Consider the following 5392-nt stretch of genomic DNA (forward strand, 5'->3'; position numbering starts at 1 on the left):
GTTAGTTGAATGCTGTTAAGTTCTAACTAAAGTGGTGAAAATTGGTCATTAATACTAAAAAAGACATCTATTACCCATATTAATGTTTAGTGCTACGCTTAATTATTTGTTGAATCTTTGCCTGACAGGCAATGCCCTATATTCACTGGCTAATTTATCAAAGGATGATTCATGTCTAAACGTCTATGGCTCCGAACTACCTTACTCACAGCCGCTCTACTCAGTGTTTTTTCTGTTCCCGTTAGTGCCGCAACACATACCCTGCAACTGGCTATCGGTGATGAACCCACCGAAGGCTTTGACCCAATGCTAGGCTGGAGTCATGGCAGTTATCTGCTATTGCATAGCCCGTTGCTAAAACAAAATGAAGATCTTAGCTGGAATAATTTTCTGCTGAGCCAGTATAAAACCAGCAACGACGGTAAAACCTGGACTCTGACGCTCAAGCCGGGCCTCAAATTCTCTGATGGATCTCCTCTGACGGCCAAAGATGTGGTGTTTACCTATAACAATGCTGCTGCCAGTGGCGGTAAAGTCGATATGGGTAATTTCCTCCGCGCCGAAGAAATCGATCCCCTCAATATTCGAATCCAATTGAAAGCGCCACAAAGTACTTTTGTAAATGTGTTGGGATCGCTGGGGATTGTTTCTGCTGATAAATATAATGCCAAAACCTATGCACAAAACCCTATTGGTGCTGGCCCGTACCGTTTGGTGAGCTTCCAACCGGGTCAACAAATGATCGTGGAAGCCAATCCTCATTATGCCGGAAATAAGAATGATTTCGATAAACTGATCTTTGTTTTTCTTGATGAAGACAGTGCCTTTGCAGCGGCGCAAAGTGGACAGTTAGGGGTCGTCCGCATTCCACCATCGATGGCGGCAGGTCCGGTCAATAACATGAAGTTATGGGTGCGGCCAAGTGTAGAAAACCGTGGCATCGTGTTCCCGACCACTCCGGCGGGTAAGAAAGATGCTCAGGGTTATCCGATTGGTAATGATGTAACGGCTGATGTTGCTATCCGCCGTGCCATTAACTATGCCATTAACCGCCAACTCCTGGCCGACCAAATTATGGAGGGTCATGCTATTCCTGCCTATACAGGTGTACAGGGGTTGCCATGGAATAACTCAGATTCGGCCATTAAAGATGGTGATAGCGAAAAAGCCAAACAGATATTAGAACAGGCCGGTTGGGCGCTGAACAGTGAGGGTATTCGAGAAAAAAGTGGGGTGCCGGCCAAAATCACGCTTTGGTATACCAGCGGTGATACTACGCGCCGCGATTTAGCCCAGGCGCTGCGTTCGATGCTGAAACCTATTGGTATTGATGTTGATTTGAAATCCGGTAGCTGGGAAACCGTTGAACGTAATATGCATGCTAACCCCACGTTGTTTGGCTGGGGTAGCCTTGATCCCATGGAGTTGTACCATCACTACAGCAGTAAAGCTGCCGGTGTTGAATATTATAATCCAGGCTACTACCAGAATCCGGTAGTTGATAAACATCTGCAACAGGCACTGGATGCGCCAACTTGGGAACAAGCGGTGCCATTTTGGCAACAGGTTGATTGGGATGGAACGACCGGTGCCGGTATTCGCGGTGATGCGGCGTGGGCGTGGTTATTGAATATTCAGCATACTTACCTGGCTAATGATTGCGTTGATTTAGGTAAGGGGGCACCGGAAATCCATGGTTCCTGGTCACTGCTTAATAGCCTGGATAGCTGGAAATGGACCTGTCAGTAATGAAGGGGATCTCGCTATTTACTCTGCGTTTAATTTGCCTGCTGCTAATCACCGCAGTAGGCACTTTTACGCTGCTGAGTTTTTCCCCGGTAGACCCAATACGCGCCTATATTGGCAGTGAGCTGCTGCATGTTCCACCGGAACAATATCCGCTGATTGCGGCGCGGTGGGGGTTGGATCTGCCTTTGTGGCAGCGTTTTCTGCATTGGTTTACTCAGGTTTTGCAAGGTGATTTGGGTTACTCCATGCTGTATAACGCGCCAGTCTCACAGGTCATTGGTGAACGTTTTGCCACCTCGTTTGCGTTACTGCTTTCGGCATGGCTATTCTCCGGCATTGTTGGGCTATTGCTGGGGCTGACTGCGGGGCGTTATCTTAATCGCTGGCCTGATCGTTTGATCTCAACCCTGTCATATCTATTAGCTTCGCTACCCACTTTCTGGATTGGTTTATTGTTGCTGTCATTATTTGCGGTGAAGCTGAATTGGGCGCCGATTTGCTGTGCATGGACACCTGGAAGCAATGCTGAAACAGCCAGTTGGAGCGACAAACTGCGTCATCTCATTCTGCCGATGCTGGCCTTGGGATTATTGGGGGTTGGCAATATTGCGCTGCATACCCGCGCCAGGGTTGCTGAGGTGATGAATAGCGAGTTTATCCGCTATGCTCGTGCTCAGGGAGATAAGGGCTGGTCATTGGTTCACTTCCATATTTTACGCCATGCCATTACGCCAGCGCTTTGTCTGCAATTTGCCTCTGTGGGGGAATTACTGGGTGGCTCGCTATTAGCGGAGAAAGTTTTTGCCTATCCCGGCTTAGGGCAAGCCACGATTGATGCCGGGCTTCACGGCGATATTCCGTTACTGATGGGGATCGTCATGTTTTGCGCCATATTGGTCTTTTGCGGTAACAGCGTTGCCAACGCACTGTTACACCGCTTGAATAGGGGAGCTGCGCGGCAATTATGACTTATAACCCAAATCGGGCGCTGTTTCGGCTGTTCGTTTCATTGGCGCTATTACTCATTTTAATTGTTTATGGCTGGGTTATTTATCCCATTGAAGTACCGATGGATCTGATGGCGCGCCGCCAGCCGCCATCACCGGCTTATTGGTTTGGTACTGATAGTCTGGGGCGCGACTTGTGGTTGCGCTGTTTTCAGGGGATGACAACCAGTTTACAAATTGGCCTGATTGCTGCTTTTGCCAGTGGACTGCTGGCGATGCTCACTGCCAGTTTGTGTGCTATCAATAAAACGCTGGATTATATTATTCGCGGATTAATTGACAGTATGTTGGCATTGCCTCACTTGCTGTTATTGGTGCTGATCTGCTTCACTTTGGGGGGCGGGAAACAAGGCGTTATTCTGGCGGTAGCCCTCACCCATTGGCCAAAGCTTGCCCTGATTTTACGCGCAGAAATCTTACGTATTCGCGAGACTGATTATGTGATGTTGTCTCATCGGTTGGGTAACAGTAATTTTTACCGTTGGCGTCATCATCTGCTACCGTTATTACTGCCACAATGGATTGTTGGCACACTGTTGATGTTCCCCCATGCGGTGTTACACAGCGCAGCGCTCAGTTTTCTTGGGTTTGGGCTGTCACCCCATGAGCCGTCGTTGGGGATCTTATTAGCGGATGCACTGCGTTACCTTAGCAGTGGGGCATGGTGGCTGGCTTTTTTCCCTGGCCTGATTTTGGTGGGATTGGTATTAGTATTTGACCAGTTTGCCCGGTCGCTGCAACAACTCTGGGTGAGGATAACCTGATGTTGAAATTTGCAAAATTTGCTATTGATGTTGCTCATTACCGCTGGCTGGGGCGAAAAACCTGGCATCCTCTGCTGAGTAATATTTCTTTGGAGGTGAATCCGGGGGAACTGGTGGCGTTAGTTGGCGGTAGCGGTGAAGGCAAAAGTCTGTTGTTACAAAGTGCATTGGGTTTATTGCCAGACAATATGCGTTGTCATGGCGAGATTATCCTTGATGGTGAGGTGTTGTGCGCCCAAGACAAAATTGAACGGCGCGGAAAAACGTTATGTTACGTCCCTCAAGGGGTCAGCGCGCTAAATCCATTAATTAAAGTCGGCTCACAAATGACCCGTGCCGCGCAGCTTAGTGGTGTAAAACTGCGGCTGGAAGATGTGGCAATGCAACTGCAAACCTACAATCTTGCGCCAGGGTTGGTGCATGACTTCCCTCGCCAACTCTCTGGCGGCATGGCAAAACGGGTGCTGACCAGTTGTGCCACCCTGACCAATGCCCGCTATATTTTGGCTGATGAAGTGACCTCGTGGCTCGATGACGAGCATGCCTGCCAGTTACTCACTCACCTGCGGGCTTTTTGCCAACAAGGGCGTGGCATTTTATGGGTAACTCATGATCTGGCATTGGCGGCACGTTTTGCCGATAAGATTGCGGTGTTACATCAAGGTAAGCTACATGAGACGCTGAGTGCTGAAGAATTGAAGAATAACGGTGGTAGCCCCTGGCTACAGTCACTATGGGCAGCGCTACCGGAGCAACAATTTGTCAGTCAGCACATAGCCTTGTCGGAGGTGGGCGAATATGTTTAGTGTCGATAATCTGACGGTGGTTCAAGGTGGCAAACTGTTGTGGGATAGCATCTCATTTTCTCTAACAGCCGGAGAGCGCTTAGGTATTTCGGCTCCCAGTGGTTTTGGTAAAACGACCCTTGGCCGGGTATTAGCACAATGGCAGTCAGCCACTTCCGGCCAGATTTTGCTCGGTGGCGCGCCACTGGCAAAAAAAGGTTATTGTCCTATTCAGTTAGTGCCACAGCATCCAGAACAAAGTTTCAATCCTTACCGGACTACGGGGGAGAGCTTGCATGATGCCTGGCGACCCGCAGCACATTGGCTTGAGCGGATGGCCGTTAATCCTGATTGGTTGAAGCGCCGGCCTGATGAATTGTCGGGAGGCGAGTTGGCGCGTATCGCACTATTGCGGGCACTGGATCCGCGCACCCGATACTTGATTGCCGATGAAGTAACGGCACAACTGGATGCACATGTTCAGGCACAAATTTGGCGCGTTTTATTAGACGAAGCGGCACACCGCCCATTGGGGCTTATTGTTTTCAGCCACAATAAATCCTTATTGGAAAAGGTATGTTCACGTATATGGATACCAGAGCGTGAAAGTGAAATCCCTCTTTATCAAAAACCAGTAGTTAAGCCTCAAATTGGTTTGGCATTGATAAAAACAGGATGAATTAATAATGGTAAATTAAAACGTAATCGATTAAATAATTAGCTAGAGTGATAGTCACTCAATGTGTGAGATGTTTTATTTCCAAGTGAAAATAGAATTATTGATTAGGATCATATTCTGTTTAAATAATGATAAAAACGCGGGGTTATACATTGGAGATGATAATTAACATCACGGTAAGATAACTTTACATAAATAAATTGAGATAGCGTTCAATATTAACTTGAAGTAGGTGACTATTCTATACACAGTGATTAGTATTTTAACGTGTTTTTATCAGGCTCACACCCCTTAGGGTTTTGTGATTTTGTTTCTGTCTCAGCATGCCAATTTAACATCTATTTTTGGTAGGAGCTCTGGTGTTCTTTATTTGTGATGAATATAAACCCGCATCATTTTACGCCTAAC

General features: G+C 47.6%; 5 protein-coding genes. All 5 read left to right on the forward strand.

The annotated features are described in order from the left end of the window. The first annotated feature begins 171 nt into the window (after positions 1 to 171). The 5 genes from V1952_RS19770 to V1952_RS19790 are packed head-to-tail and all read left to right on the forward strand — an operon-like array spanning position 172 to position 4984. The gene (locus V1952_RS19770; protein ID WP_420075380.1) at positions 172 to 1749 is read left to right on the forward strand and encodes an ABC transporter substrate-binding protein; all 1578 of its coding nucleotides are present in this window, start codon (positions 172 to 174) and stop codon (positions 1747 to 1749) included. Continuing rightward, positions 1749 to 2717, forward strand: coding sequence for an ABC transporter permease (locus tag V1952_RS19775; RefSeq protein ID WP_372559942.1), 969 nt, complete (start codon positions 1749 to 1751; stop codon positions 2715 to 2717). Before V1952_RS19770 ends, V1952_RS19775 begins: the two co-directional genes overlap by 1 nt. After that, positions 2714 to 3520: an ABC transporter permease gene (locus tag V1952_RS19780; protein WP_372559718.1), complete on the forward strand. Its 807-nt coding sequence runs from the start codon at positions 2714 to 2716 to the stop codon at positions 3518 to 3520. The genes V1952_RS19775 and V1952_RS19780 overlap by 4 nt, the downstream gene beginning before the upstream one ends. After that, a complete protein-coding gene (locus V1952_RS19785) occupies positions 3520 to 4326 on the forward strand; it encodes an ATP-binding cassette domain-containing protein (protein WP_083163051.1) in 807 nt (268 codons plus the stop codon). The genes V1952_RS19780 and V1952_RS19785 overlap by 1 nt, the downstream gene beginning before the upstream one ends. Next, the gene (locus V1952_RS19790) at positions 4319 to 4984 is read left to right on the forward strand and encodes an ATP-binding cassette domain-containing protein (RefSeq protein WP_372559717.1); all 666 of its coding nucleotides are present in this window, start codon (positions 4319 to 4321) and stop codon (positions 4982 to 4984) included. Before V1952_RS19785 ends, V1952_RS19790 begins: the two co-directional genes overlap by 8 nt. The last annotated feature ends 408 nt before the right edge of the window (positions 4985 to 5392 follow it).

This window comes from Yersinia sp. 2542 StPb PI, from assembly GCF_048593855.1.
GTDB classification, from domain to species: domain Bacteria; phylum Pseudomonadota; class Gammaproteobacteria; order Enterobacterales; family Enterobacteriaceae; genus Yersinia; species Yersinia enterocolitica_E.